At 62.9% G+C, this 25,345-nt stretch carries 23 protein-coding genes, 1 tRNA gene and 2 pseudogenes; 17 read left to right on the top strand and 9 right to left on the bottom strand.

From position 1 onward, the window contains the following. The first annotated feature begins 51 nt into the window (after positions 1-51). The 9 genes and pseudogenes from ASF54_RS03330 (at position 52) to ASF54_RS03305 (ending at position 6,929) form a co-directional block, all read left to right on the top strand. A complete protein-coding gene (locus ASF54_RS03330) occupies positions 52-375 on the top strand; it encodes a DUF2469 family protein (protein WP_055958787.1) in 324 nt (107 codons plus the stop codon). A 107-nt stretch (positions 376-482) separates the two neighbouring features. Beyond that, on the top strand, positions 483-854 hold the full coding sequence (locus tag ASF54_RS03325) for a YraN family protein (protein WP_055958786.1): 372 nt from the start codon (positions 483-485) through the stop codon (positions 852-854). Beyond that, positions 851-2,299: pseudogene (locus tag ASF54_RS17035) on the top strand (YifB family Mg chelatase-like AAA ATPase); the annotation flags it as partial. The gene ASF54_RS03325 and the pseudogene ASF54_RS17035, both read left to right, overlap by 4 nt. Positions 2,300-2,341: 42 nt before the next feature. After that, positions 2,342-4,159: an AAA family ATPase gene (locus ASF54_RS17030; RefSeq protein WP_442855781.1), complete on the top strand. Its 1,818-nt coding sequence runs from the start codon at positions 2,342-2,344 to the stop codon at positions 4,157-4,159. A 128-nt stretch (positions 4,160-4,287) separates the two neighbouring features. Beyond that, a complete protein-coding gene (locus ASF54_RS16605; protein ID WP_162237090.1) occupies positions 4,288-4,758 on the top strand; it encodes a hypothetical protein in 471 nt (156 codons plus the stop codon). Positions 4,759-4,778: 20 nt separating this feature from the next. Then, a complete protein-coding gene (locus ASF54_RS03315; protein ID WP_157509999.1) occupies positions 4,779-5,210 on the top strand; it encodes a hypothetical protein in 432 nt (143 codons plus the stop codon). A 136-nt stretch (positions 5,211-5,346) separates the two neighbouring features. Then, positions 5,347-5,574 carry a hypothetical protein gene (locus ASF54_RS16265; RefSeq protein ID WP_157509998.1) on the top strand — a complete coding sequence of 76 codons (228 nt, stop codon included), beginning with the start codon at positions 5,347-5,349 and terminating at the stop codon, positions 5,572-5,574. 39 nt (positions 5,575-5,613) lie between these two features. Next, positions 5,614-6,195, top strand: a complete 582-nt coding sequence (locus ASF54_RS03310) for a GntR family transcriptional regulator (RefSeq protein ID WP_084815911.1) — start codon at positions 5,614-5,616, stop codon at positions 6,193-6,195. A 167-nt stretch (positions 6,196-6,362) separates the two neighbouring features. Further along, the gene (locus ASF54_RS03305) at positions 6,363-6,929 is read left to right on the top strand and encodes a hypothetical protein (RefSeq protein WP_157509997.1); all 567 of its coding nucleotides are present in this window, start codon (positions 6,363-6,365) and stop codon (positions 6,927-6,929) included. A gap of 163 nt (positions 6,930-7,092) precedes the next feature. Here the strand turns inward: ASF54_RS03305 and ASF54_RS03300 are convergent, their stop codons facing one another. The 3 genes from ASF54_RS03300 to ASF54_RS03290 form a co-directional block, all read right to left on the bottom strand. Beyond that, positions 7,093-10,911 carry a phage tail tape measure protein gene (locus tag ASF54_RS03300; RefSeq protein WP_055958773.1) on the bottom strand — a complete coding sequence of 1,273 codons (3,819 nt, stop codon included), beginning with the start codon at positions 10,909-10,911 and terminating at the stop codon, positions 7,093-7,095. 117 nt (positions 10,912-11,028) lie between these two features. Then, on the bottom strand, positions 11,029-11,301 hold the full coding sequence (locus tag ASF54_RS03295) for a hypothetical protein (protein WP_055958770.1): 273 nt from the start codon (positions 11,299-11,301) through the stop codon (positions 11,029-11,031). Beyond that, positions 11,301-11,657 carry a P27 family phage terminase small subunit gene (locus tag ASF54_RS03290; protein ID WP_055958766.1) on the bottom strand — a complete coding sequence of 119 codons (357 nt, stop codon included), beginning with the start codon at positions 11,655-11,657 and terminating at the stop codon, positions 11,301-11,303. Before ASF54_RS03290 ends, ASF54_RS03295 begins: the two co-directional genes overlap by 1 nt. A 171-nt stretch (positions 11,658-11,828) precedes the next feature. On the opposite strand from ASF54_RS03290, the gene ASF54_RS16260 reads away from it, so the two are divergent. Then, positions 11,829-12,107, top strand: coding sequence for a hypothetical protein (locus ASF54_RS16260; RefSeq protein WP_157509996.1), 279 nt, complete (start codon positions 11,829-11,831; stop codon positions 12,105-12,107). A gap of 9 nt (positions 12,108-12,116) precedes the next feature. On the opposite strand, the gene ASF54_RS03285 is transcribed toward ASF54_RS16260, so the two are convergent. The 5 genes from ASF54_RS03285 to ASF54_RS16015 all read right to left on the bottom strand — a co-directional run bounded on the left by ASF54_RS03285 (position 12,117) and on the right by ASF54_RS16015 (position 17,727). Beyond that, positions 12,117-12,701, bottom strand: coding sequence for a hypothetical protein (locus ASF54_RS03285; protein ID WP_157509995.1), 585 nt, complete (start codon positions 12,699-12,701; stop codon positions 12,117-12,119). Positions 12,702-13,385: 684 nt separating this feature from the next. Then, the gene (locus ASF54_RS03280) at positions 13,386-14,624 is read right to left on the bottom strand and encodes an AAA family ATPase (protein ID WP_055958762.1); all 1,239 of its coding nucleotides are present in this window, start codon (positions 14,622-14,624) and stop codon (positions 13,386-13,388) included. Further along, positions 14,621-15,106, bottom strand: a complete 486-nt coding sequence (locus ASF54_RS03275; protein ID WP_157509994.1) for a hypothetical protein — start codon at positions 15,104-15,106, stop codon at positions 14,621-14,623. The genes ASF54_RS03280 and ASF54_RS03275 overlap by 4 nt, the downstream gene beginning before the upstream one ends. A 762-nt stretch (positions 15,107-15,868) precedes the next feature. Continuing rightward, a tRNA-Arg gene (locus ASF54_RS03270) sits at positions 15,869-15,939 on the bottom strand. A 378-nt stretch (positions 15,940-16,317) separates the two neighbouring features. Beyond that, positions 16,318-17,727: a recombinase family protein gene (locus ASF54_RS16015; RefSeq protein WP_084815908.1), complete on the bottom strand. Its 1,410-nt coding sequence runs from the start codon at positions 17,725-17,727 to the stop codon at positions 16,318-16,320. Positions 17,728-17,761: 34 nt separating this feature from the next. Between ASF54_RS16015 and ASF54_RS16980 the strand changes: the two are divergent. The 3 genes and pseudogenes from ASF54_RS16980 to ASF54_RS03255 form a co-directional block, all read left to right on the top strand. Further along, positions 17,762-17,848: pseudogene (locus tag ASF54_RS16980) on the top strand (hypothetical protein); the annotation flags it as partial. Beyond that, a complete protein-coding gene (gene dprA / locus ASF54_RS03260; RefSeq protein ID WP_055958754.1) occupies positions 17,845-19,053 on the top strand; it encodes a DNA-processing protein DprA in 1,209 nt (402 codons plus the stop codon). The pseudogene ASF54_RS16980 and the gene dprA, both read left to right, overlap by 4 nt. Before the next feature lie 66 nt (positions 19,054-19,119). Next, complete coding sequence (locus ASF54_RS03255; protein ID WP_055958751.1) at positions 19,120-20,043, top strand: tyrosine recombinase XerC; 924 nt, start codon at positions 19,120-19,122, stop codon at positions 20,041-20,043. A gap of 10 nt (positions 20,044-20,053) precedes the next feature. Here the strand turns inward: ASF54_RS03255 and ASF54_RS03250 are convergent, their stop codons facing one another. Continuing rightward, positions 20,054-20,611, bottom strand: a complete 558-nt coding sequence (locus tag ASF54_RS03250; RefSeq protein ID WP_055958749.1) for a peptidoglycan DD-metalloendopeptidase family protein — start codon at positions 20,609-20,611, stop codon at positions 20,054-20,056. A gap of 173 nt (positions 20,612-20,784) precedes the next feature. On the opposite strand from ASF54_RS03250, the gene ASF54_RS03245 reads away from it, so the two are divergent. From ASF54_RS03245 to pyrH, 4 genes are all read left to right on the top strand, one after another. Next, positions 20,785-22,224 carry a sugar porter family MFS transporter gene (locus ASF54_RS03245; RefSeq protein ID WP_055958746.1) on the top strand — a complete coding sequence of 480 codons (1,440 nt, stop codon included), beginning with the start codon at positions 20,785-20,787 and terminating at the stop codon, positions 22,222-22,224. 284 nt (positions 22,225-22,508) lie between these two features. Next, a complete protein-coding gene (gene rpsB, locus ASF54_RS03240; RefSeq protein ID WP_055958743.1) occupies positions 22,509-23,489 on the top strand; it encodes a 30S ribosomal protein S2 in 981 nt (326 codons plus the stop codon). 91 nt (positions 23,490-23,580) lie between these two features. Next, positions 23,581-24,414, top strand: a complete 834-nt coding sequence (gene tsf / locus ASF54_RS03235) for a translation elongation factor Ts (RefSeq protein ID WP_055958740.1) — start codon at positions 23,581-23,583, stop codon at positions 24,412-24,414. Positions 24,415-24,536: 122 nt separating this feature from the next. Further along, positions 24,537-25,256 carry a UMP kinase gene (gene pyrH, locus ASF54_RS03230; protein ID WP_055958737.1) on the top strand — a complete coding sequence of 240 codons (720 nt, stop codon included), beginning with the start codon at positions 24,537-24,539 and terminating at the stop codon, positions 25,254-25,256. Positions 25,257-25,345: the final 89 nt, after the last annotated feature.

The following is a 25,345-nucleotide window of genomic DNA, read 5'->3' as shown; positions in this document are numbered from 1 at the left end:
CATTGCGGCAACGCTCGGGTACGCAGCGGTCGCGGGTAAGATAACTCCTCGATGGACGACGACGATTTCGAAGACTACGACCGCGAGGTCGAGCTCGCTCTCTACCGCGAATATCGTGACGTCGTGTCGCAGTTCCGGTACGTGATCGAGACCGAGCGACGCTTCTACCTCGCCAACGAGGTCGAATTGTTGCGCCGCGACACCGAGCACGACTTCTACTTCGAGCTGACCATGAGCGACGTCTGGGTGTGGGATGTCTACCGCTCCGACCGGTTCGTGAAGTCGGTGCGGGTGCTGACCTTCAAAGACGTCAACGTCGAAGAGCTCACGACGCGCGATCTCGAACTGCCCAAAGAGCTCGCGCTCGACGAGTAGCCGGGCCTCGTCTCCCCAGGCGGTCGACCGCCCGGAGTTCTCCCCAGTCTGACGACTCCTCCGTCTGAGACGGCGCCGTTTCGCGATCCTCGAAGCAGGAGGTCGTGATGACGAAAAAGAACACGAATCAAGAAGTCGGTGCCCTCGGCGAGGAGGTGGCTGCCGTGCATCTCGCTGAGCGGGGCTACCGGATCCTCGATCGCAATTGGCGGTGCCCCGAGGGTGAGGTCGACATCGTCGCCGAAGACAACGACTACGTGGTCGTCGTGGAGGTGAAGACGCGCACGGGCCACGCGGCGGGGCATCCGTTCGAAGCGGTGACGCCCGCGAAAGTGCAACGGTTACGGCGGCTGGCGCTCGCCTGGGCTCACGGCAACCCGCGTTCCGGCCAGCGGCTGCGGGTCGACGTGGTCGCGGTCACCCTCGAGGCTGATGCCGCGATGCGACCCGTCATCGAGCACCTCGAGAACGTCGCGTGACCGTCGCACGCACCGAGGCGGTCGCCCTGGTCGGAGTGGGTGGCCAGCTCGTCGAAGTCGAGGCCGACATCAGCGACGGTCTACCGGGCTTCGTCTTGATCGGACTGCCTGACACGTCGCTCGGCGAAGCCCGCGACCGGGTGCGAGCCGCTGCGGCGAATTCGGGCTGCGCGCTGCCGCCGCGCAAATTGACGGTCAACCTGTCGCCGGCCGCACTGCCGAAACAGGGCGCATCGTTCGACCTGGCGATCGCCGTCGCCGCACTGGCGGCATCCGATCTGGTCGACCGCCAGTCGATCGACCGGGTCGTCCACATCGGAGAGCTCGGGCTCGACGGGCGACTCCGGCCGGTGTCGGGTGTGCTGCCCGCCGTACTCGGCGCTGTCCGCGCCGGCGCCCAACGCGTGATGGTCCCGACGGCCAATGCGGCCGAGGCGACACTCGTGCCCGGGGTCAGGGTGGTCGGCGTCGCAAGTCTTCGAGAGGCAGCGATCTGGCACGGCGGCGACTTCACGCCCGAGGAGGTCGAGCCGCTGACGCTCCCGGCGGCCGCCCCTCGACCGGAGAGCGAGCTCGACCTGGGGGAGGTGATCGGCAACCGGGCGGCCGTGGAGGGTCTCGTCGTCGCTGCGGCGGGCGGGCACCACACGATGATGGTCGGGCCGCCCGGGTCGGGCAAGAGCATGCTGGCGGCGCGGCTACCCGGTCTCCTGCCCGACCTCGACGTCGAATCGGCCCTCGAGGTGTCGTCGATCCGCTCGCTCTGCGGCCTGCCCCTCAGCGGCGAGCTGGAGCGGCGCCCGCCTTTCGAAAGCCCGCATCATTCCTGCAGCGCTACGGCTCTCGTGGGTGGCGGAAGCGGTGTGCTGCGACCGGGCGCCGTGTCGAGGGCGTCGCGCGGGGTTCTCTTTCTCGACGAGGCACCCGAGTTTCCGGCCCACGTGCTCGACGGACTCCGTCAACCCCTCGAGTCCGGCGAGATCCAGCTCCAGCGCACCGCCGTCGGTGCCGTGTTTCCGGCGCGCTTCCAGCTCGTGCTCGCAGCAAATCCCTGTGGCTGCGGGCAGTACGGCAGTCGCGACGTCCCCTGCGAGTGCACTCCGTTCGCCAGGCGGCGGTACCTCACCCGGGTGTCTGGGCCGCTCGTCGACCGCATCGACATCCACCTGCGGCTCACGCGGATCGACGCGGCGCAGTTTCACCTCGCGACCGACGGCGCTGTAGACACGACCAGCACGGCGGAGGCGCGTGTTCGGGTCGAACGAGCTCGAGAGCGAGCCGCCGTTCGGCTGGCGTCGACACCCTGGCGCCTCAACTCGGAGGTACCCGGTGCGTGGTTGCGGGCCGAACCCCAGCGCCTGGCCGCCGCAGACACCGCCGACATGGACCGCGCGCTCGAAGGCGGCACCCTCACCATGCGGGGCTACGACCGCGTGTTGCGCCTCAAGAGAACACGCGAAAAACATTTGTGGAGCTATCCTGAAGACATGGGGGATAACGCTGAAAAGGCACTGCCGAGATGGCAGGAAGTCTTTGCCGGTCTGGGTGTCGCGGGTTATCGAAGCTATGGCCACACTTCGGTGCAAAGGTTTGGCCCAATCGGGAACGTGCACCTCGTTGCCGGCCAGAACAACGCCGGAAAAAGCAATGCCCTGCGAGTGTTTGCGGAACTTGGTCCGCTTGTCTCAAAGGGAGCTTTCTATCAGCATCAATTCGACATCGCCGGGGCACTTCCCGACGGGTGGCCTACCAACCAACCGTTGGTGGTTTCCATCGGATTGCGGTTGACGGATGAGCTTATGGACCTGTTTACGCTCGGCACGACGAATTCCGAGCCTTACCTCCGCGAGTTCTTTGAGTACGACTTGTTCAGTCACGGTTCGCACGGAGTTGTTTGGTTTGACTACGACATAGTAATTGAGGAAAACCGGTGCACCCCAAAGCTACGCGGGGATGTATTCCAGCAACGGATCGACAGCCTTCGTACTCCCGAAATAAGTCAGACGATTAGCCAAGTTGTGTCGATCGGCAACCTTGGATCCGTAAGTCCTTCGAGAGATGCGATGCGGCTGGTCCAACACGTCAATCCTTGGCGCTTTTTCCCTCCCGTGACGCAACTCGCCGCTGCGCGCCAACTCACGGCTGATGACGACGAAACCGATCTTATCGAGCAACAGAGTGTCTCAGGACGTGGGCTCATAAAGGGCCTCCAGAACTTAGCTCACCCCGACAGCAGCAACCGGAGGCGGGACGCTCCCCGATACGAGGCCATAAACCGGTTCGTGCGAGACGTCCTCGACGATGCCGAGGCTCGCATCGACACCAACGCGAGAGGAACAGAGCTGTTCGTCAAGACAAACGGTGTCGATCGGGAGCTTCACGACTTGGGAAGCGGCATTGAGCATCTGGTTTTGATTGCTGTGGCGTCAACCCTCGCACAGGACACGCTCGTGATAATCGAGGAGCCGGAGCTGTTCCTGCACCCTTCGCTGCAGCGCAAGCTTCTGACCTACATCGGAAATCAGACATCGAATCACTTCCTAGCCTCAACTCACTCGGCCCATTTGCTAGATTCGGCCAGCTCGTCCATTTCACACGTAGAACTCGTCGATGGCTTCTCGCAAGCAAGGCCCGCAATTGAGCCTGGGGAAAGAGCAGCGCTTGTAAGCGATTTAGGCTATCGGGCATCTGATTTGGTTCAGGCCAACTTCCTAGTTTGGGTAGAGGGCCCAAGCGACCGGACGTATATTCGCGAGCTTATTAGGCTTGCAAACTCCAATCTCGTTGAAGGTTCCCACTACTCCGTCATGTTCTACGGGGGTGCCTTGCTGAGGCACCTGAGCTTTGATGACCCCGAGGTCGACGACTTCATCAAGATGAGAGCCATAAATCGAAAGGCTGCGGTGGTCATTGATAGCGACATCGATGGCGCGCAGCGAACAGCTATCAACCAGACGAAACAACGGGTTGTAGATGAGTTCCGTAACGACGAGTTTGGCTTAGCCTGGGTGACCGCTGCGTATACGATCGAAAATTACGTGCATCACGATCTTCTTCGCCAAGCCGTTGCGGACCTTTATGGGGGTAAAACTCTGGCTATGGAACTTCCGGACACGAAGAGTCCATTGAAAAAAGGCTCTGTTATGGGGAGAAAGTCTGAGCCATCGAAGACACTCATTGCGAGCAGGGTCATCGAGCTCGCATCTGAGTCGGGCCGCACTTGGACCTCTGCACCGTGGAGACTGGATGCTCTCGAGATGGCCCATCGTCTGGCGGCTGAAATAGGGAAGGCAAACGGTAACTAGTTCTACGCGTTCGACTTTCGAGAGCTAGGAAAGGCTGAAGTCTGCAACCTCCGCTTGGGCTTAAAATCGTTGCGACCGAATGAGATGGCGCTAAAGTCGAGGAAATTGCTCAGGAACGGGGCTCCGAGATGCGAACCGAACACACACTAGATGGAAAACTCATTCACGCGTTGATGTCGCCCCCAATCAGGGTTTTGATTTCTCCGCCGCGGGACGGGTCATTGGATCGAGACGAACACATCGAACGGCTGAGCGAAGACTCGCTGGGGGAGTTTGAGTCGGAAGCTGACGACACAACCGAGTGGATGACCCGTAGTGATGCGTCCAGATACTCAGTCAAGCGGCTGCAAGTGGCATTTGAGGCCGAATCCAGGATTTCAGCAAGGCTTTATAGCCTTGTAGAGCAGCATCTTCTCAGAAATCTTGTATTTATCTGTGTCCTTATTGCACTGTTCACCGTATTTTTGCCTTTTGACAGGGTAGATACCCTGCAGAAATTGGCTCTTACAGTCTCGGCCTATTTAGGTGCCCTCCTGGCTGCCGCTCATCAGTTTCTGGCGCTTCGGATGGTTTGGACCCATCGGAATAGAAATAAGTGACGACTCAAGATGGGTCCACGGTGCCTGGCATCTTGGTGCCCCTGCCTAATACTGGGCCGGCTAACTTCACAGGGGAAGCTCAAACGCAGCTAGAGAACAGCGTGCGGGAATACGCAACTCAGCTGTCGATAACGGCCAAAGCGCTATGTAGCGACGAACTCGTCCTGGAGAGGCACGTAATACGGGCCGCGCATACCCTTTTTCCAGAGCAAGCGGGCGAGACGGCGAAGAAACTCATTGACTGGTCTAAACGAATCGGATTTGTCGTCCTGGGCTTCCTGTGCGTTCAGTTCATGAATGTCCTACATGCAGCCCAGGCAAAGCACCCGAACAGCTCGGGCGATATCATAGGACTTCTCGTCCTGCTCGTAGTCGCCGCGGCCTTCATCGGCGTTCCGCTTTTCTTTGAATTCGGTGGTATGCGAGCCAAGTTGAAAGTGAAACGAAACTAGGCGACGTGGAAATGTCGGTGGCTTTCCCCAAGCTCGTTCCATGGGTGTAAGTGGCAGCGGTGAAGCAATCAGTCGAATTCTTAGCCGACCGCCTCAGTCGCACCCATACGCGCACGGTTCGTTCGGGTTTTGGGTCGTGCAGCAGAAGCCGGCTCCGCCTCTCGGCTGGGTGCTCACTCGTTCAGAGCATGGCGTGTACGTGATGGACTGCTACGCATACTGCCGAGATAAGGGCGGCAAGCGACCATGGCTCAAGACGTTCGCCTCGCTCAATTCGGCGGTGGCCTGGATGCTGCAGCACGAACAGGACATCTGGGATCTGATCGACCGGAGCCAACCGGAACCAGATCATGTGATTGGCTAATACTTTGGCTTTAAATACTCATTGGTATATCCTGAGCTCATGCCTGTACCTACACCTATAGTCTCCCCAGAACCCCGCCGCCTCCTTCGCGATGTCGTACTCGACAAGATGCTCGCCGCCATCATGGATGGCACCCTTGAGCCGGGTGAGCGTCTCAATGACGATGAGCTGACCAAGTGGCTTGGGGTGTCTCGCACGCCTGTGCGTGAAGCCATCGCCCGACTTGCCGACTGGGGCTTGGTTGACATGGAGCCGAACCGGTACACCCGCATCGCCGAGGCTGATGAGAAGGTGTACGCCGAAGCGGATCAGTACCTTGGTGGGCTGCACTCTCTGGCATTGGAGTGGAGCGCTGGCCGACTCTCGACGGCGCAGAAGAAGACCGTGGCTAAGTCGCTCTCGGATGCCGAGAAAGCAATCAAAAATGAAGACCCGGCCGGTGTCCTGGCTCTCCTCGATGCTTACGGCGAGACGGTTCTTGCCAGCGGCAACGACCTATTTATCGCAGCCGAATTGCCGCTCCGCACAAGGGTCAAGTTCCTCACCCCAAAGGATGCGGGCAAGATCGACTGGACCGGCGTCGCTGTCTCTGCCGATCGATTGAAAAGGGCAGTCTCGTAGACCTCTGCATTAGGTCTTCAACCTAAGATCTCGATATGGGGAATCCGGCGCGTGAGCTTCTAACCATCTTTCGGGCTTGGAGCAGCGCTCAAGGTAGTAGCGGGGAGCCGTACGTCACTCGGGGCTGGGCAACGGGAGCCGAGCCTGACGGCGAGTACTTCGCCGCGATGGCAAGCCTGCTTCAAATACGCCGTGATCTAGACGACCTCGGGGATGCCGGCGCTGACGTCGACCATTACGACACGTATGTCAGCGCCTGGTTGCAGATGCTTCTCAACTATCCAAATCACTGGCAAGCTGCGGCATCTGGCGGGGTGGCCTTCCCGAAGTCAGACCTGGACCACCTTGCAGGGCTGGCCACATTGCTGGACATGACTCCGCGCCGCGTACTGCCGGCAGGAGGTCAGGATCTTCTTCGCAAGACCATCGCGGATGCTAAGACCCTGCTCATTGAAGACACGTCGCTGTCGAGTCAGTTGCAGACCTACTTAGTCCGATTGATCCGTGAAATCGAACGTGCTCTCGAAGACGAGGCGTTGGGTGATGAATTCGATTACCTAGCCAAGGCAGAAGACTTGTGGGTTGCGCTGCAGGCCGCTGCCGGTCAGTCACGGGGAAAAAAGACGGGGTGGAAGGCCGCCGCCGCCCGGCTCCTAATTCCTGCCGCCGGTGGGGTTCTTACCCATGCAGGTGAACTCGGCTTGGACGGAATCCAACAGGCACTCGGTCGTTGAACCCAAAAGCGCCTGACAAATCTGACTCCTGAGTAGCAAAGGATCCCTCTGCCTTTGAATTACAACTACCCACCACTCCTCAGCACGCTCCCCACTCGTTCCCTCTTTCCTGCTGTTTCGATCTCGGGCATCCAAGCCCCCGACTCGCTCGCGTGCTGACAACTCAAACCATTCCGATCATCTGTCGAGAGAGTTCACGTCCAAGGACCGTGGTAATCGTCTGCGGGTCCACGCCCTGAATCGGTGTGATGTTGTTCTGCTGCGTGTACTGGTTACCACCGGGTGCTGACTTCAGCGCCTCCACCAGGGCCTTGGCGTCGAGCCCGACACCGCCTCGCACGTAGACCGGTCGTACGTATCCACCACCGGAGTAGCCGGGGTAGCTGTTCCGGTTCATGGCTTCAAGAACCATCCGGTTACGGGGGTTTGCTGTAGCCCGTGCGTTTGCGACGAACTCGCCAGCGTGGACGACTCCCGCCACCTGATTGACCGAGCCAACCCCGGTGTAACCGCCTGCCATGTAGCCCTTGAGGCCAAGTCCCTTACCGACGACCTTCCGGAGCAAGAGCCCCTGAGTTTTGAGCTCAGTCGTAATCGTTTTGGCGTTTTTCCGGGCGTCAGTCAGGGCCGTCTGAGCGGCCTTAATCTGGGCACCGTAGTTCGCATCCGCCACCTGCTTGCCGATCGCGGCCGAGGTCGACTGAACCGACTTGTAGTCGGCGTTCACCGACTTGATACCGGCCCCTGAGAGCGCATCAAACGACTTAGCCATACGCAATGCCTCTACGGGTGCCAGCCCTGCAATCTGGGCGATTAGAGCGGGGCTGAGCCCCTTCTTCCTGAGCTTCTCGAGGATCGGTGCAAGCTGCTTCAGAGTGGCTGCCGTTCGGGACTGGCCTCGAGCGAACGACGACGCCGAGCCAAAGTCAGAGACACCTTGGTTTGAAAGGTTCGATGCCACCGACGAAGCCAACGACGACGACTTGTCTTTCAAATCACCGAGCTTGTCAGAGGCCTTCTCGACCGCTGCCCCGGCTTTGTCGGATGCCTTCTCGAGCTTCAGCATGCGCACTTCGGAGCGGTTCGCCTGAGCAATGAAAGCGGCCCGTGTCTTGGAGGAATACGCGGACGCATCCTGGCCCATTGAGTAGAGCGAACGCACACCCTCGCCCGAGTCGAATTCGCCCGCACGCACTGTAGATCGGAACGAAATACGATCGGAGGACGAAGCCCCGGTAGGTGCATCCTGCGCTGCCTTCAAAGCCTTCTCAGCAGCCGCCGTGCGAGCCTTGGCGGTCGCCAGCCGGCCCTTAGCTGCTGCCGACTTAAGCCGGTCGTAGTCAGCCTGAGAACGCTTCTGAGCAGCCTCCGCGTCGTCTAGCTTCCGCTTGGCAGCACCAACAGCAACGGGGCCACCCTGAGCAAACCTAGGCAGAGATCCCGAGTTGAGCGCGACCAATGTTCCAAGCCCGTACTTGTGCACTGAGGACGCTTTCACAACGAACTCGCCGTTAGAGAGCAGCGTGGGGATGCTGTCGGAAGTCGACGTCCCAGGGCCCCGAACGGAACCGCCTACGGCCTTGCCCGGCACCTTGAACGAACCATCCACGGGCAGACCGGTCTTATTGGCCGCGAGAACCGCAGTGATTCCCACGGTTCGAGCCCGAGTGATCTCGTTCAGGGTGCCGTTGAAAGCAAACAACGCCTGGGTGGCTGCTGCGACACCAGTCAGCCCGATAGCCGTATTCACGTTCTTGGGAATCAAGCCGAGACGATCGGCGTAAGCAACCGCCTGCCCTTTCGTGAGGCCGAACTGCTGGCCCTGAGCGATAAGAGCCTCACGGCCCCTACTGACCGCCGCTGCCGCCGCCTTCTGACTGCCGGTGCTCGTGTAGATCGCACTGGCCGACGCTAGGGCGGACGAACCAATCGTGTCGAGAGCCGCCGCGTTCGCGCGGCCCTTTTCCGTGCCGACGTCGAGCGTGCGCCCGTTCTCCTTAAGTGCGCTCGTGGCATCGTCAATCGACGCCTGGAAATCGCGGGTGGTGCTGTTCACGTCGAACTGCGACTTACCAAAGTTGCTGATCGCGTCTGCGAGATCCTGAATGTCACCGCTAGCGGCGGTAGCCGTACCCGAGAGGTCCGCGAGCCCATCGGCCTGCTTCTTAGCTGCAGTAGTCGCCAGGTTCGCCGCCAGCTCGCCCTTACCCTGCGCAAGGTTCAACAGCTCCTGCTTAGAGAGATTCTTTCCCGATGCCGCTGCAAGGTCAGTCAGTGCCGACGCGTAATCGGGCATCGTCTTAAGCAACTTCTGAGCCGTGTCTTCGCCACCACCCGCTGCCTTTACCAGCTTGTTGAACCCGTCCGCCGCCGAGGGAAGATCCGAGCCCGCTAACTGTCCAAGAGTCGTGCCGATCTGACCAAACTGAGCTTTGAACCTGCGGCCCGTGTCACCTAGCCCGATGCCGACACCGGCGAAAAGATCCCCAGTCGTCCGGTTGGCTTCCTGCGACGAATCAGACAGGTAATTGAGCGCGTCGCCAACACCTTTCGATTCCTCTGACACCAGGTCAAAGAACCCGCCGCCGCCGCTGAACTGACTGTTCAGGCTTTTTAGGTCACCGAGCTTAGAAGCCGCGTTCAGCTTCGACACCTGGTCGCTAGTCAGATTCGCCGTGGTCCCCAGACCGCTCAAGGCTGCCGTAGCGACCGCGACGCCAGCGACGACACCACCGCCGATACCAAAGCCCTTAGCCAGCCGCGTACCGGTCACGTTCATGGTTTGGAGTGCTGCGCGAGCTGCCGCAACTTTGGGAACCATCGACAGGAAACCACCACCGACGAGAGCCGACGCTGCCACCACCGTCCCGAGCGCAAGGGCCGTCTGCTGCACACCAGCCGGTGCCTGCCCAAACGCATTCACGAGCCCGGTAGCACCCTGTGTGAGGTCGCGAAGAGCACCGTTGGCCCCAGAGCCCGTCTTGATGAGAGCCGTGTCGAGAGAGCCGCCAAGCTGCTCGATGTCGCCCTTGAGGTTGTCGAGCTTAATCCGGGCAGTCTCAGCCGCGTACCCGGTGTCATTGGTTTGATTTATGTACTTCTGGATGCCGTCGGCACCTTCGCTGTACAGCACGTTTGCAGCTCGCACGGCGTCCGAACCGAAGATGATCTTGGACGAGGTGGCCTGCTGCTCAGGGCTCAGTTTCTTGAGTGCTGTCTGGTACTGACCAGCAAAGTCGGCAATACCGACGAAATTACCCCTAGCGTCATAGGCGCTGATGCCCAGCTTCTTGAACTCATCGGAGGCCTGCTTAGACTGCGGAACTAGAGCCTGCAGCATGGTCTTTAGAGATGTACCGGCATCGGATCCTAGGAGCCCCTTGTCGGCAAAAGCGGCGAGTACACCAGTCGTTTCCTCGACGCTGAGGCCCGTCTGGTTCGCCACCAACCCGGCCTGCCCGAGCGCTGCAGAAAGGTCGGATACGTCACCGACCGCTTTACCCGCACCAGCCGCTAGGAGGTCGGCTACGTGGCTTGCCTGGCTACCGTTGAGGTTGAACTGCTTCAGCGTGATTGCTGTCTGCTGAGCTGCGTCCGCGACTTCGAGGCCACCCGCTGCGGCGAGGTTCAGAGCGCCGGCTAGACCACCGCCGAGAATGTCTTTTGAAGTCAGGCCAGCTTTCGACAGTTCCTCGATCGCGTTCGCTGCCTCCGTGGCCGAGTAGACCGTCTTAGCACCCGCGTCGATCGCAGCGTCTCGGAGCTGCCCCATAGTTGCGGCAGACGCATGGGTAGCGGCCTGAACATTCGAGATCGCCTGATCGAAGTCGGCAAACTTCTTGACCGAGATAGCCACCGACGCCGCCGCGACGACACCAAGCGACGTGAGGCCCTTACCGAGCCGGTCGAACGCCTCGCGCTGCTGTGCCAAACGCTCAGCAGCCGTACCCGTCGCCCTGGTGGCCGCTGCGGCCTGATTCATGCCGGATACGTAGTTGGAAACGTTAGCTACTAGGGAGACTCGAGTGATTCGGTCGGAAGCCATACCGGCCTCGCTTTCTGCCCCTAGGGGCGCAAGATGGGGGAAAAGTCAGCGGCCCTAAACGGCCGAGTCGTCTTCGGTTTGGACAGCAGAGGCAAGACCGGGCCGGGACTCTGACCAAGAGCGGTCGTGGCTCACACGGACCACGTTGGCGACGATCGTCATCCACGTATCCGGGTCGGAACGAGGCAGGTCGTGGAGTCGGCACCAGTCGCGGATCTCCTGACGCCACACGTTGAAACCGCCCTGAGACGCCCAATGCGAGTCGTCATAGGTGAGGATCCAGTCAGGGAGATCGGCCGTCTCTTCACGCTGCTTACGGCGGACCACTAGCGGCGCATTCCGTAGACGCCGCGAGCTTTCCGGGCAGGCGGCAACACGTCTTCTTCGAGAGCCGGAATGCCGAGAGTGGCGAGCAAACGAGCAAGAGCAAGCCGCTGCTGACGAGCCTCCGCAATCGCCGGATGCACCCGGTCACCCTGCGACGACGAGATCATCACCCCGTCCGACGCGACAGCAGCATCCATCTGCACAATGCGGTCACGGGTGCGGCAAGCCTCCTCGAGAATCGCCAGCTCGTGACCAGCCCAATCAAAGTCAGCCGTACCGGAGTCCCACAATTTGCGGCCCGCGGCGTTCAACCCCCACGGTGTAGGGACTGCCGGTTGAGACTGCTTAGCGTTCATGAGATCCGCTCCAATTCAGGGGACTTAAGGGGGTAGGGGGCACTGTTTTGAGGGCCGGGGAGAGAAGGGTTGCCGCCCCGGAGGTCCACCAGGTGTGGACGCCTGACCCCCGGGGCCAGGGGTGCGTGCACACCAGAGCTTCTAGGTGCGCAACCTCGTAGGCTTACCGGCGTGGATCCCAAAACACTGCTGGCTTTGATGTTCGGTGTGTCGGCGGCGCTGCCCCTTTGTGGGATTGGCTGGTCGATAGCCGAGGGAGTGAAGGAGCGCACTCGGCTGAAGGTGGCCAAGCCGGGAACGCTTGCAGAGTTCAATCTCAAGAACGAAGCAGCGGCTGGTCTGGCATCTCGGCGGAGCCTGGTGTTGTCTCCTGTTCGCGACTTAGCCTTTGTCGGAGGGGGCGTCGTGGTTGCCTCAATAGCGGGGATCTTGTCGCTGTACATCTTGTGATGTCGCGGCCTAGCCTTCGGCAAGGGCGCGGATGGTGGTGTCATCCAGTGCGCCTAGCTCGCTTGGCTTGTAGATCACGAAAGCCCAGTTATCGACGAGGTTCGTGGTGCTGGCCTGAGCGGTCCACAGTTCAACCACGTCTGCTTCTGCTGCCGGGTTGTCTGCGATGTAGCGCTCGACAAGGGGCTCGAGGCGGGCGGCGAATGCCTGACTGAGGATGGCCTTCGTGAGGATGGTGTCGGCGCTGAGCTGCGCGTTGGTATACATCCGGTCGAGGTCGCGGGGTGCGCTGCCGTCTTGCCAGTCGAGGTTGCTCACGCGGTCGAGTGCGTCGCGGTAGCTGACCGTGTCGACGGTGGGTGCGTTGGCGCGGAGACCGAACAGGTTGCGCTCGAGGTCGGCCTGACGTTTGCGGGACTTGGTTGTCTGCTGCTCGCTCAGTGCCGTCAGTTGATCCTTGGTCGCGACGTACTGCTTGGCGATAGCGATCCGCTTGCCTTCGCCGGAGAGGCTGGTGTTGCCCTGAATGCTTTTAATCGTGGCCTGGTAGGCGGTGCTCAGCACCGTGGCCCGATCCTGTTCTGGCGTTGCCATGGTGTGTCTCCCTTGTCGTCGGCCCGGGGTTCTGGTGGCCTAAGACAAGGGTCGAGCGACTGCCGCAAACGGCGCTCGGTAACTTCCGTTTGCGGCAGTCGGGGGTGTTAGTGCGCCCGGTATTGCTTCGCTGAGGCGGTGTCGATGCTCCACTGACCGCCGACCCGTTCGGCTTTTAGCCGGCCCCGTTTGCAGGCCTCGCGCACACCCCGTTGGGTTAGCCCGGTGATGGTCGCGGCTTGTGCCGTAGATACCCAGTTACGCTCTGCCCTGACGGGTGGTGTATGCACCAGGGGCAGGGGCGCGCCCGCATTGGATTCCCAAGTGATTGCGGCGACGTGGAGGGCAGTGAGCACGTTGTACAGCTCGCCGTCCCCCATCTCGTTTGCTTGGGTGCGCCATTTGGAGAGCTGCCCAGTTCGGCGCATTCGTGCTGCTACACGGGCAGGGACTAAGACGGTTGGCCCATCGAAGTAGTAGGACTCTGCCGCTTTGGGTTCCCGACCAGAGCGGGGGTTGGTGGTGGTCATTTCCCCTGCCCATCGATCGTGGCGAATGCGGGGCATGTGTCGTCGTGGAAGATCTGCGCCACGGTGACTTGGGGACTGATCTCGACCATTCGCAATTCGGCGTTGCAGTCGGGGCAGAGGGAGTCTGAGATCGGTATCCCGAACGCGTTGCGGGTCATCGGTTGCCCCCGTCACAGCCGGGATGCGTGGCCTGATCTTTCAAAGCGGGGCTCATGGTCAGGTGACAGACGGAGCAAAGAGCGACACTCTCCCCCTGCTGTTGCACTGTCTCAGTTGCCGCACTTGCCTCACTTATGTTGTTAAGTGAGGCAAGTGCGGCAAGTGCGGCACCCGAGACGACTGAGGCATGTGCCGCACTTGGGGCATATTTGCCGTAACCGTTCTTTTCGATGTGCCCGCGCTTGGCGGCTCGTGAGAGGTAAGAGCGCACGTCGCCGGGGCTCATCCCTAGGTCGGCGGCTACTTCGGCTGGTTTGCATCCAAGAGGCCGGTGGTTGACGTAATCCACCACTGCACCGATTGCCTCGCCTAGGTCGACGTCATCGGGCTTGTTCACGATGTCAGTAACGCTGATCGTGGATTCGCCCAAGTAGTCGACCCGGGCCACAGAGGCAACGTCGCCGCCAGCTAGGGGCACGTCTGTGGATACCAGGTTGAACGAGAACGAGTCGCCCCGGCTTTCGGAATAGTTCGACTTGTCGACGCTGGCGACCCGCTGCCCGGTGTCTTCGTCGGTCACAAAGAGGATGACACTGCGGGCGGTGTCCCTGAATGCGTGCGAACCGCTGAGCAAATCGCGGGTGTCGCCGGTCCCTTTTCGAAAATGCATGAGCGCCACAATCGCCACGTTCAGCTCGCCGGCTAGGGCAGTAAACGGGTTCAGTGCCTTTCGCACTTCGGAGGTCTTATCGAGGTTCGCCCCGTCCATCATTGAGGTCAGAGGATCGACAATGATGAGCTTCGCGCCGGACTGAATGACGGCCTGGCGGATGCGTCCAAGATCTTCCGCGATCGACGGAACTTCGCTGAGTTCCATCCCCTCTACCTCTGTTCGGATGGTCAGTGAGAACACCTGAGACATGTCCGCGCCTGCCGCGATGAGACGCGGGGCGACGACTGTAGCTAGGTCGTCTTCGTGGCCGACGAGCAGCACGCTCGAGGGCTTGCTAGCGAATTCTCCGTCAAGAGATCCACGGGTCACTTGGGAGGCGAGCCACAGTGAGAACGTCGATTTACCTTCGCCACCACGGCCCGCAAAGATCGTCGCTGTACCCATCGGGATACGGCCTTTCCAAAGGAACGTTTGACGCTGCGGGGCCACCGTTCCCATGGGCGTGAGAATCATCGTCCGGGCTGCGGGCTTGGTGTCGGTTGCTAGGCTGCTGGCGGTCATTCGGTGACTCCCCACGCTGCGGCGAGATCTCCACCGGGGTAGTTGCTCGCTGCGTCCTCTTCGCGTGCTGCTCGACGTTTCTGCAGGTCGGCCCAAGAGAGGTACTCGCCTTGCGGTTTCGGTTGCCGGAGCGTCATCTCGAAATAGAGCCTGTCGGCTTCGCCCTTGTGCGTCTGGATCTCCGAGTCACGGGAGGCGCGGCCCTGCTGGTAGGCGAACTCCCACAGCTGCGTAAGAGCGGGGGAGAGCTGCCAATAGTGCGCGTAGCCGAGGACGAGATCCATGGCGAGTCCGTCCAAGTAGTTCTCGGCCTTCTCGCTGAGCACTATGCGGTGGGGATACTCGTTTCGAGCCGCCAGAAGTGGCTGCGCACAGTCGTTGTCGATGACGGTGGTATCGCCTAAACTTGCTTGCTTCAGCCCGCCAGCCGGAACTTGTGCCGCCTCGGTTCCGATACCGGGGCGGTTCTCTTTTGCGGTCACGCAGCGTCACCCCGCAGAAGAGTGGCGATACGGTCTCGCTGTTCGGGCGTGAGCGGAGGGGCCTCGGCGACCAACCGGGCCACATGATCCTCGAGCCGAGCGGCCTTAAGGTCGCGTCGGGCATTGATCAGATCAGGATCATCCGTAGGGCGAGAGCGGGTAAGAGCGGCGAGTCGCGCGCGTTCTGTTGTCCAAGACAAGTAAAGCCTCCGAGCATGAGAAATAACCCTCTGCTGGGAGGCGGCTTGGCTCCAGGTGCTGTATTCCGATTTCTCGGAAGCATCGCCATCTGAGCTACTTAAGTATAGCTGCTAAAAGCGAAAGCGTGACTTCCGCGACATTCTCGTTGGCCAGCTTTGAAAAGGCGGCATGCACGACTTCTTCACGGCGACTCATGGACAATGCGCACAGATGGCATTTGAAGTCGTAGCGCCCTCTTGACCCGGAGTCAGCACGATCTTCGAGGAGCTCATCTTCTGACAAGACGCGGTTACCGACGAGCACAGTTCGTGAAGACTTGGGTAAATCGGCAATGGGTAGACCGCCTCGGTAATAGTGACCAGCGCGCAACCAACGCGGCGACACTTGGCCACCGACGTCACCCCAGTAGAACGAGTCGATGAGCCAGGGCCGGCCGACGTGGGACTCGGCGTTACAAAAGATGGAGAGCCGTCGGGTCGAGTCGTCTCGGTCGTACGTGAGCACCGACTTGAGGGGGCGTCTAGGGGCGGAGGTCATTTGCCGCAACCTTTCTCGTTGTTGTCCCTTCGGCAGGATTCGAACCTGCGGCAAGAGATTAGAAGTCTCTTGCTCTTCCGCTGAGCTACGAAGGGTTGGTGCCCAGGCCGTGGACGGCCTGGGCTTCCGGCTGGTGCTGCCGGATCGGTGCTGCCGTCATGCCTCCTTGGCGCTATTGACGGATTTCGCGGTGGTGGCACGCCGCCAGAGCCGAACGGGGTCTACGCCAGCGGCGGCGCAATCCACCATCAAGCCTGCTACGTCGATGTGTAGCGGGTCATCAATTCGAAGGCCAGCCTCCGTCGCGACATTCGCGAGCCGTGTCGAGAATGCCTCGGCCTTTGTCCGAGCGATAGTCGAGCCGGTCTCGAGCGGTCCGTATGTAGCCTGTTCCATGATCGTTCCTTTGATAGGGGTTGCGATTGTGCCTCCGGCTTGAGCGGTAACTTGAGCCGGAGGCGTTCCTGTTCGGTCTATGACCGCCAGTCGATCCCAACGGTGTCGGGATCGAAGTTTCTGACTCCTCGTCCCACGGGACGAAGAGTGATGATGGCGAGAGCATCGATGACGGCGCGTTTGCGGGGCACCGTCAGTGCGGCCCAGGACGCTGCTACATCGTCTGCGCCCACCAGAGGCCCGAGCAGATCCACCCGACCCGCGTCAGCGAGTTCAGCTTCTATGGCGCTCAAGCGGCTCCGCAGGCGCTCGGTAGCGGTTCTCAGTTGTCCACTTGTCAGGGTGCCGTCTGCAAAGTCAAGAGCTAGGATGTCGAGCCGTTCGCGCAACCCGACTGCTTCCAGCTTGAGACGCTCCGTGTCGGGCTGATTCGTAGTCTGCGTCAACTCACGGGCGTCGGGCTGGGAGAGTCTGGCGACCATGACCGTTTCGACGAACTCTTCGACTGGTTGTGCTCGTCTAGCGAAATGCCCGCCCGCCCCGCTGCATCTGTACGCGGGAACACCTTTGCGGGCATTCCCGCCGGCGTGGACTTTAGCGTTGCAAACCCCACAGACGGCCAGCCCAGAAAGAAGGTATCGGCCGCGCTTGGGGGCGCTCAGACGGGTCGGGTTCCGCAATGCGGCATTTACGGCCTCCCACGTACTCTCATCCACGATGGGAAGCCACTCCGCTTCCGCCACGATCTCCCCTAGGTGCGAGCGCTTTCCCATATACCTAGGGTTCGTAAGCACCATACGAACGGAATAGTGCTTCCAAGGGGACGGCTCGCCTCGGTGTTCGGGGGAGTAGCGCTTCTGGCCCGTGAAGAAACCTGCCGCGTTCCATGTTCTGGCGATCTCGGCTAGAGGGACACCGGAGAGGAAAGATTGGAATGCCTCCGAGACGGCTGCTGCTTCTTCCGGGCGAATGACTACGCCGTCGTCCTCGTATCCAAAGGGTCGTCGTCCGGAGGTGCGCCGCCCTTTGGCTGCCGCTTGCGCCGTTGCTCGTTTCTGTCGTTCGCCTTTCCGACGAGCTTCGAATCGGGCAATACCAGCGAGCATGGTTGCCCGAAATTCGCCGTCCGCCGTTGTCAGATCAATTTCTCCGTCGACAGTAAGAACTTTTACTCCGGTGTCGGTGAGGGTGACGAGGTCGCCTATCGTGCGTAGGAGCCGGTCTAGGTCGACGGCGATCACTACATCGCACTTCTTTGCTCGAGCATCCCTGAGGAGCCGCGCCCAGGCCGTGTTAGCACCCCGGGCTTTCGATGCGGAAGTGTCGTTGTCGACGTACTCTTCAGACACGGCCCAGCCGCGAGCCTTGGCAAGGGAAAGGCACCTGTCTCGCTGTCGGTCGATGCCCTCCTGAATATCCAACGATTGACGGAAGTAGAGGGCAGCGCGCGTCTCGGGTCTCGCATGTTTAGCATTGTTCGGCTGCATGACTTAAGTATGCGCACAAGTTGTCCTTCTTCTCGCCTGGACGCTCGCCGACCTCGACGCCCAGGACCGCCCGGATGCCGGTCACGTCGGAGCGGCCCTCGCGCTCAGGAGGCCGCGGTGATCCCGGGCCTCGGCGAAATCGGCGATGCCGAGGTCGTCGCCCTCCTCGGGGGTGTGGGTCGAGACCGCGCTGAAACCGCCGGCGATGACTTCGCCTCGGTTGTCTGGTCGTGCCTTGTCGAACCGGGCGATTCGGTGGGCGGGGTGCTCCGAGCGGCCTTCGGGCAGGCGGGGGCCTTCGACGTCCTCCGCCGCGACGACTCCGACGTCGTTCGAGCGCTGGTGGAGGCAGGATTCGGCACGGAGGGTCTCGACATCGCTGCGGCAAAAGCCCGCTGGGCTCCGCGGCTCAACCCGGTCGCGATCCGCTCCGCCCTTCGCGCCGCGAGCATCGCGGGGGCGCGGCTGCTGCTCCCGGGCGATCCGGCGTGGCCGACGAGCCTCGACGAGCTGGGGCTGCACGCCCCCGCGACGCTCTGGATCCGGGGTGATGCGAGCGCGCTGTCCTCCCGGCCCTCGGTGGCATTGGTGGGATCGAGGGCCTCGTCGAACTACGGGGAGCAGGTCGCAACCGAACTCGGCACAGGGTTGGTGCTCCGCGGGTTCGGCGTGGTGTCGGGCGGCGCCTACGGTATCGACGGGGTAGCCCATCGAGCGGCCCTCGCGTCCGGCGGCCTCACCGTCGCCATCATGGCCGGGGGAGTCGACCGCTTCTATCCGGCGGGGCACCATGATCTTCTCGTGCGCGTGGCCGAGACCGGCGCGGTCGCCTCGGAGGTGCCGTGCGGCACGGTGCCGTCGCGCTGGAGGTTTCTGCAGCGGAATCGCGTGATAGCTGCGCTGACCGCAGCGACGGTCGTCGTCGAGGCGGGTCATCGGTCGGGCGCGCTCAACACGGCCGGTCACGCGCGGAGCCTCGGGAGGCCCCTGGGTGCGGTGCCGGGGCCGGTCACGTCGCCCTCGTCGGCCGGGTGTCATCGATTGCTGCGCGACCCCGAGGTCGTGCTGATCCAGGGGGTCGACGACATCGTGGGCGCCGCTAGCCCCGATCTGGTCGATACGTCTTCCGGCGGTACCGGACGCCGGAGGTCCGCCGCCGAACACCGCGTGCTCGACGCACTGAGCGGGCGGCAGGCCCGCCACGAGGATCGCATCGAGCGGGAGTCGGGGCTGACGGCGGCCGAGGTGCAGGCGACTCTCGCCGTGCTCGAGCTCGCCGGTCAGGTCGAAGAGCGCGAGCGGGGGTGGGTGCGGCTCGTGAGATGACGAGGCGCCATCCGGGCGACGGGGTGCCGCGCCTCGTCGCCGTCCGGGCGGGCTTACGCTGGCGTCGTGGACGACACCCTCGCGCGCGACATCGACGACTTCCGGTCGTGGCTTCGCTCCGCCCGCGGGCTGAGCGAGCACAGCATCCGCGGGTACGGGGCCGATCTCGCCGACCTGCTCGCTTTCGTCCGCGGCCGACTCGATGAGGATCCGCGCACGGCCGGCCTCGACCTCGAGACCCTGCGCGACTGGCTGTGGGAGTCCACCGACCGTGGCCTCGCCCGCTCCACCATCGCCCGGCGATCGGCCTCCGCCCGCGCCTTCACGCGATGGCTGCACGAGACCGGGCGGGTCGACGTCGATCCGGGTGTCCGGCTTCGAGCGCCGAAGGCGGAGGGTCACCTGCCGCGGGTGCTGACCCGGGACCAAATGGGCGGGATTCTCGATGAGCTGGCCGCCGCAGCCGTCGGCGGCGACGCGACCGCCCTCCGCGACCTGGCCGTCGTCGAGCTGCTCTACGGGGCGGGGCTCCGCGTCGGCGAGCTCGTCGGCTGCGACCTCGGCGACGTCGACTTCGAACGGCTCGTCGTGCGCGTGCTCGGAAAGGGCGCGAAGCAGCGCGTCGTCCCCTTCGGAGTGCCGGCGTCGGCCGCCCTCGACGACTACCTCGCCCGGGGCCGACCACAGCTCGCAACAGGCGTCGACGCCGATCGTGCAGCGCTCTTCGTGGGGCGATCGGGCTCGCGTCTGGGGGCACGGTCGGTCTACGCGCTGGTGGCCCGGATCCTCGAGCCTCTTCCGGGTTCAGGCCCGGCGGGGCCGCACGCGCTGAGGCACACGGCCGCGACTCACCTGCTCGACGGCGGGGCCGACCTCCGTGCCGTGCAGGAGCAGCTCGGTCACGCCAGCCTCGGCACGACGCAGATCTACACGCACGTCTCGACCGAACGCTTGCGCGAAAGCTATCGATCGGCGCACCCCCGCGCCTGACGTTCTCGGGTTACAGGGGCCGTGTCGGCAGGAGAACGGAGCGGCGCAGCTCGCCGAGGAGGAGGAGCGGCGACACGTAGCGGCCGTCGACCCGGGCCCCGAGGTGGAAGCAGGGCTCCGACGACGCGCAATGGCCAGGCTCGACCACGCCGATGGGTTGCCCGCGGTCGACGTGCTGACCACGGGCCACAATCGCGCGCACCGGCTCGAAGCTCGACAGCACTCCGCCCGCGTGCTCGAGCGACAGCACCTGCCGATCGACGACGGTTCCGGCGAAGTGCACGACGCCCGCCTCCGGGGCGACGACGACCACACCCGGCATCGACGCCACGTCGATACCGCGGTGGCCCTGCGACCAGACCGCGCTGGGTGCTTCATACGGTGTGACGACCCGGTGGGGTGGGGGAGACGGCCACGACCAGCGCCCTGCGACCGCAGCACCGGGATCCTTCGCGACGACCGTGGCGACAGTCGCTCCGGCAGTCGTGACCGCTCGGACGGGGGAAAGCTGCGGGGCCAGGCCGAGAGCGACGGCGAGCAGGAGCGTTGCGAGAAGGCGGAGAACCATGCCCCCAATGCTCGCGTCGGCGCAAGCGCCTCGGCGGGCGTAGGGTCTTTCTGTGCACAACGATTCGTGCACGTCGCATGTGGGGAGGCGGCGGTCACGAGTCGCTGCTTCCTGAATAATCTTGTCGGTCTCGCCGCCCCAGGCTGGATCGACGGCTTGGAAAGTAGAGAACAGTGTCCGACACGACATCCACCACTCCGCCCGGAGAAGCGAAGAAGCTCGAGAGGCGGGTGACGGCCCTCGCTGTCGCCGCGGCCGTCGGCGGGTTCCTCTTCGGATTCGATTCCTCCGTCATCAACGGTGCGGTCGACTCGATTGCTCAGCAATTCGGCATCCCCGCTGCAGCCACCGGCATCACGGTCGCCTCGGCCCTTCTGGGCTGCGCCGTCGGCGCCTATGTCGCCGGCCGTCTCGCCGATCGCTTCGGTCGCATCAAGGTCATGCTCCTCGGGGCGATCCTGTTCTTCGCCTCGTCGATCCTCGCCGGTCTCGCTTTCGCGGTCTGGGACTTCGTGCTGTGGCGCGTCATCGCCGGCATCGGCATCGGCATCGCGTCGGTCATCGCTCCGGCGTACATCTCGGAGGTCTCGCCGAAGGGCATCCGCGGTCGTCTCGGCTCGTTCCAGCAGCTGGCGATCACGCTCGGTATCTTCGCCGCCCTGCTCTCCGATCAGCTTCTCGCGACCGGCGCGGGCAGTGCCTCGGCGATGCTCGGGCCGTTGGAGGCCTGGCGTTGGATGTTCATCGTCGGCGTCGTCCCCGCCGCGGTCTACGGCATCCTCGCTCTGCGTCTTCCCGAGTCGCCTCGCTACCTCGCGGGCGAGGGCCGTCGCGACGAAGCCCGGAGCGTACTCAGTCAGATCGTCCCGACCGAGACCGTCGAGACCAGCCTCCACGACATTGAAGACGCCATCAACACCGAGGCGAAGCTCGCCAAGAAGTCGAGCGTCCGCGGGCCGGTCGCCGGTCTCCAGGGCATCGTCTGGGTCGGAATCATCCTGGCCGTGCTGCAGCAGTTCGTCGGCATCAACGTGATCTTCTACTATTCGACGACCCTCTGGAAGGCCGTCGGCTTCCAAGAGAGCGACGCATTCCTCATCTCGACGATCACCTCCGTGGTCAACGTCGCCGTCACCTTCGTGGCGATCGCCCTGGTCGACAAGGTGGGCCGTCGTCCGATGCTGCTCGCCGGTTCGATCGGCATGACCATCAGCCTCGCCGCGATGGCCGTCGCGTTCAGCCAGGCCGACATCGTCTCCGGAGACCCGCAGCTCCCCGGTGCCTGGGGCCCCATCGCCCTTGTCGCGGCCAACCTCTTCGTGGTCTCGTTCGGCGCTACCTGGGGCCCGCTCATGTGGGTCCTGCTCGGTGAGATGTTCCCGCCGAGCATCCGTGCGGCCGCCCTCGGCATCGGTTCGACCGCCAACTGGATCGCGAACTTCGTCGTGACCGTCGCGTTCCCCGTCTTGTCGGCGATCAACCTGACTCTCGCGTACAGCATCTTCGCCTTCTTCGCCCTTCTGTCGTTGATCTTCGTGTTCTTCAAGATCAAAGAGACCAAGGGTCGCTCACTCGAAGAGATGGGCACGGCGGCGGTCGGAGCGAACGCTTAGGATCCCACCGCTCGCGACACACACGGACGCCCTGTTCTCCAGACGGAGACGGGGCGTTCGTGGTGTTACTATTAGCAAGCAGTCTGCTTGCAGGCTGACTTCGCGTGCCCTAGCCGTATGTGCATCAGCACAAGACGCGGCGGCAATTCCACCCATTCGGTCTCTCGACGATCATCACGATCTCGGGGGCGGGTGTGAGGCCGGGCACCAGGCAGAGGCGACCGACCGGTCGTCCATTCAACCGAAAAGACGCGCGTCTTCGCGCGTAGAGAAGGAGAACGGCCATGGCCGTCGTCACCATCCGCCAGCTGCTCGACAGCGGCGTTCACTTCGGACACCAGACCAGGCGCTGGAACCCGAAGGTCAAGCGATTCATCCTCGCGGAGCGCTCCGGCATCCACATCATCGACCTCCAGCAGTCGCTCGGTTACATCGACAAGGCGTACGACTTCGTCAAGGAGACGGTCGCCCACGGCGGCACCATCCTCTTCGTCGGCACCAAGAAGCAGGCTCAGGGGTCCATCTCCGAGCAGGCTATCCGCGTCGGCCAGCCGTTCGTCAACCAGCGCTGGCTCGGTGGTCTCCTGACCAACTTCCAGACGGTTTCGAAGCGCCTCGCTCGCATGAAAGAGCTCGAAGAGATCGACTTCGACGACACGACTCAGGGCTTCACCAAAAAAGAGCTCCTCATCAAGAAGCGCGAGCTCGACAAGCTTCACAAGACTCTCGGCGGTATCCGCAACCTCACGAAGACGCCGTCGGCTCTCTGGGTCGTCGACACCAAGAAAGAGCACCTCGCGATCGACGAGGCCAAGAAGCTCGGCATCCCCGTCATCGGCATCCTCGACACCAACTGCGACCCCGACGAGATCCAGTTCCCGATTCCGGGCAACGACGACGCGATCCGTTCCGTCGGTCTGCTGACGCGCATCGTCGCCGACGCCGCTGCCGAGGGCCTCATTCAGCGTCACCAGAAGCCCGAGGCCGGTGAGACCCCGGTCGAGCCCCTCGCCGAGTGGGAGGCCGAGCTGCTCGCGCAGTCGACCGACGCTCCCGCCGCTGACGCTGCCCCGGCTGCCGACGCCTCTCCTGCCGCCGACGCTGCCCCCGCTGCCGAGCCGACCGAAGAGAACGACGCCGACGCTCAGGTCGCCGAGAAGGCACTGGGCGAGCCCGTCGCCAACCCGGTCGCCGAGGCCGACCCCGAGGTCGCGAACGCGGTCGACGCCGACGCTGCTGCTGTCGACGCCGCCGACGCCAAGTAACACCCTCCCCGTCGGGATCATCGGGCGTTTCGGCGCCCGGTGATCCCTTCCTCACGATTCAGCCTCTGATCCACGAAAGGTGGGCACATCTATGGCCAACTACTCACTTGCCGATGTCAAGGTGCTTCGCGACCGTCTCGGCGCGGGCATGCTCGACAGCAAGAACGCACTCGTCGAAGCCGACGGCGACCTCGACAAGGCGATCGAGATCCTCCGCGTCAAGGGCCTGAAGGGCGTTGCAAAGCGCGAGGGTCGCACGACGACCGCCGGTCTCGTGACCGCCAAGCCCGGTACCGCCGGCACCGCCACGATCATCGAGCTCGCCAGCGAGACCGACTTCGTTGCGAAGAACACCAAGTTCATCGCTCTGGCCGAGACCGTTCTCGACGCTGTCGCCGCCTCGGGCGCCGACGACGCCGCGACCGGCAACGCTGCCATCCTCGCGGATGACCAGACGGTCGCCGCGTATGTCGACCAGGAGGCCGCCCTTCTCGGTGAGAAGGTCGAACTCCGCACCGTCGCTACCGTGCCGGGCACCGAGTTCGCCATCTACCTCCACAAGACCTCCAAAGACCTGCCCCCGCAGGTCGGTGTGGTCGTCGGGTACACCGGTGGCGATGCCGAGACCGCTCGCTCCATTGCGCAGCACGTGGCCTTCGCTGACCCGAAGTTCATCAGCCGCGACGAGGTTCCGGCCGACGAGGTCGAGCGCGAGCGCGCCATCGTCACCGAGACCGCGAAGAACGAGGGCAAGCCGGAAGCTGCTCTGCCGAAGATCATCGAGGGTCGCCTGACGGGCTTCTTCAAGGAGATCGCCCTTCTCGACCAGGCCTATGCCAAAGACAGCAAGCTGTCCGTGCAGAAGGTCCTCGACGAGGCCGGCATGACCGTTCAGGGCTTCGCCCGGATCAAGGTCGGCGCGTAGCGTCTTGCATGATTGGGGCCTGAGACGATCACTCGTCTCGGGCCCCATTTCTCTGCCCTGATTTCACCGCCACCATTTCTCGATAACCTGACCTGAGACATCACCAGAGGGAGACCAGCACGATGAAGACACCGAAGATCGCACGCAGGCGGGTCCTCCTGAAACTCTCGGGAGAGTCATTCGGCGGAGGCTCGCTGGGAGTGAACCCCGACGTCGTGAGCGCACTGGCCCGCGAGATCGCCGAGGCCTCTAGCGAGGTCGAGGTCGCGATCGTCGTCGGCGGAGGCAACTTCTTCCGCGGGGCCGAGCTAAGCCAGCGCGGAATGGATCGCGGCCGCGCCGACTACATGGGCATGCTGGGCACCGTGATGAACGCCCTCGCCCTGCAAGACTTCCTGGAGCAGACCGGAGCCTCCACGAGGGTCCAGTCGGCCATCTCGATGACGCAGGTCGCCGAGCCCTACATTCCGCGGCGTGCCGCACGCCACCTCGAGAAGGGCCGCATCGTGATCTTCGGTGCCGGCGCCGGGTTGCCCTACTTCTCGACCGATACCGTGTCGGCTCAGCGGGCCCTCGAGATCGGTGCCGAAGAGGTGCTCGTCGCTAAGAACGGAGTGGACGGCGTCTATTCGGCCGACCCCCGCCTCGATCCGACCGCTGTCAAGCTCGACCATCTCACCTACCAGGACGCCCTGGTCAAGGGTCTGAAAGTGGTCGACTCGACTGCATTCAGCCTCTGCATGGACAACGGAATGCCGATGCATGTCTTCGGCATGGAGGGCGAGGGCAACGTGGCTCGCGCAATCCGTGGCGAGCGCATTGGAACGCTCGTCAGCAACTGACGGGCTCGGCGCGGCCCCGGTAACCACCGGGGCGGCCCGGGTAAGCTGACGACGAACTAAGGAGCACTGTGGCGATCACCGACGTATTG

The organism is Frondihabitans sp. Leaf304, from assembly GCF_001423105.1.
GTDB lineage: Bacteria > Actinomycetota > Actinomycetes > Actinomycetales > Microbacteriaceae > Frondihabitans.
The sequence above is the reverse complement of the archived record's forward strand: the minus strand, read 5'-3'. Positions and strand labels throughout refer to the sequence as shown.

Bases quoted from the DNA above. Each gene is read 5' to 3' on its own strand.
- ASF54_RS03250 (WP_055958749.1), bottom strand. From the start codon at position 20,611: ATGGTTCTCCGCCTTCTCGCAACGCTCCTGCTCGCCGTCGCTCTCGGC.
- ASF54_RS03280 (WP_055958762.1), bottom strand. From the start codon at position 14,624: ATGACCGCCAGCAGCCTAGCAACCGACACCAAGCCCGCAGCCCGGACG.
- ASF54_RS03310 (WP_084815911.1), top strand. From the start codon at position 5,614: ATGCCTGTACCTACACCTATAGTCTCCCCAGAACCCCGCCGCCTCCTT.
- rpsB (WP_055958743.1), top strand. From the start codon at position 22,509: ATGGCCGTCGTCACCATCCGCCAGCTGCTCGACAGCGGCGTTCACTTC.
- ASF54_RS03290 (WP_055958766.1), bottom strand. From the start codon at position 11,657: ATGAACGCTAAGCAGTCTCAACCGGCAGTCCCTACACCGTGGGGGTTG.
- ASF54_RS16605 (WP_162237090.1), top strand. From the start codon at position 4,288: ATGCGAACCGAACACACACTAGATGGAAAACTCATTCACGCGTTGATG.
- ASF54_RS17030 (WP_442855781.1), top strand. From the start codon at position 2,342: ATGGGGGATAACGCTGAAAAGGCACTGCCGAGATGGCAGGAAGTCTTT.
- ASF54_RS03325 (WP_055958786.1), top strand. From the start codon at position 483: ATGACGAAAAAGAACACGAATCAAGAAGTCGGTGCCCTCGGCGAGGAG.
- ASF54_RS03305 (WP_157509997.1), top strand. From the start codon at position 6,363: ATGGCAAGCCTGCTTCAAATACGCCGTGATCTAGACGACCTCGGGGAT.
- pyrH (WP_055958737.1), top strand. From the start codon at position 24,537: ATGAAGACACCGAAGATCGCACGCAGGCGGGTCCTCCTGAAACTCTCG.
- ASF54_RS03330 (WP_055958787.1), top strand. From the start codon at position 52: ATGGACGACGACGATTTCGAAGACTACGACCGCGAGGTCGAGCTCGCT.
- ASF54_RS03300 (WP_055958773.1), bottom strand. From the start codon at position 10,911: ATGAATCAGGCCGCAGCGGCCACCAGGGCGACGGGTACGGCTGCTGAG.
- ASF54_RS16015 (WP_084815908.1), bottom strand. From the start codon at position 17,727: ATGCAGCCGAACAATGCTAAACATGCGAGACCCGAGACGCGCGCTGCC.
- ASF54_RS03285 (WP_157509995.1), bottom strand. From the start codon at position 12,701: ATGGCAACGCCAGAACAGGATCGGGCCACGGTGCTGAGCACCGCCTAC.
- tsf (WP_055958740.1), top strand. From the start codon at position 23,581: ATGGCCAACTACTCACTTGCCGATGTCAAGGTGCTTCGCGACCGTCTC.